The sequence below is a fragment of the Pedobacter psychrodurus genome (assembly GCF_004331735.1).
Lineage (GTDB): Bacteria > Bacteroidota > Bacteroidia > Sphingobacteriales > Sphingobacteriaceae > Pedobacter > Pedobacter psychrodurus.
On record NZ_SJSO01000057.1, the window covers coordinates 1 to 1,309 of the forward strand.

A 1,309-nucleotide genomic window follows, 5' to 3' on the forward strand; every position below is an offset into this window, starting at 1 on the left:
ATCGTCCTTTAGATTTGTTTTGATATATTATTTAAGAAAATCTAATATTTATTTTACTTAGCTTAATTATCAGATTACCTAAAGCGGTAGCGGCACATTAATATTTCGTCAAGGTTTTTATACCTATAGCATGATGCAATCCGCTACCGTTTTTTCCCTTAGTGACCAGATAACAATTAGGGCAATACCCATTATTAAGGACTAGGATCGATGGGGTAAAAATTAGGTAACTATTACAAACATAAAAAATAACAGGATGATTGTCTCTACAAATTTTTTTATTGGGATTGATGTTTCAAAACCCTACTTCGATGTTTCGTTAATGGCTGTAGTTAACCATGTAAAACAAGGGATAGAAACCTCACAGTTTGACAACACAGCAGCAGGGATAAAGCTATTTGAGAAATGGCTCAAATCCCACAAAACAACTTTCAACCAAAACGCTCTTGTTGTCATCGAAAATACGGGGATCTATCACCGTTTGATCTGGGCTTTCTGCAGCGAGAAACATTTACCCATCCACATTGGTAATGCAGCCCACATTAAATGGAGTTTTGGGATAGCGAGGGGCAAAAATGATAAAATAGACAGTATGCGTTTATGTAACTACGCATCTAAGGAAGCAGATAGTTTAAAGGCAACGGCTACTTTAGATCCTGAGTTACTGCACCTAAAAGATTTCATATCAGCGAGGACCAAACTGCTTAAACAAAAATCCAGTCTTAGCGTCTCGGTCAAAGAACTTGGCAATGTTAATGGGAAAGAGCATCAGAAACTGATTGAAAAAGCACTTAAAAATGCAATTGATGGTATAGCTAAGTCCATTAAGAATATTGAAGACCAGATCAAAAGAATTATTGCGGAGAACCAGGGGTTCAAGCAGAACTATAAACTATTGATGAGTATCCCTGGGATAGGACATGTTACCGCGGTGTACCTGATTGGCTGTACGGCAAATTTTGCAGGACAGCCCAGCGGAAAAGAATTAGCCTGTTATGCAGGTGTTGCGCCATTTGAACACAGCAGTGGTATAAGTATCAAAGGTAAAACCAGGGTACACCGGATGGCTAATAAAGAGCTTAAAAGATTGCTGCATATGTGTGCATTATCTCTAATTCAACATAATGCGGAATTCAAAACATATTATAATAGAAAAAAGGATGAAGGGAAGCATAGCATGAGCATAATTAATGCTGTTAGAAACAAGATAGCACTAAGAGTTGCTGCAGTTATAAAAAATCAAGCCAGCTATAAAAATAACTATAATATGGCTGCTTAAAATTTGTTTTTATCATAACAATCATGCTGA

1 protein-coding gene is annotated in these 1,309 nt (G+C 36.7%); it reads left to right on the top strand.

Going from position 1 to position 1,309, the window contains the following annotated elements:
- Nucleotides 1–256: 256 nt before the first annotated feature.
- Nucleotides 257–1,279: an IS110 family RNA-guided transposase gene (locus EZ456_RS24980; RefSeq protein WP_131534941.1), complete on the top strand. Its 1,023-nt coding sequence runs from the start codon at nt 257–259 to the stop codon at nt 1,277–1,279.
- The last annotated feature ends 30 nt before the right edge of the window (nt 1,280–1,309 follow it).

Excerpts from the sequence above, each read along its gene's own strand:
- EZ456_RS24980 (WP_131534941.1), top strand. The coding sequence starts at position 257 with ATGATTGTCTCTACAAATTTTTTTATTGGGATTGATGTTTCAAAACCC.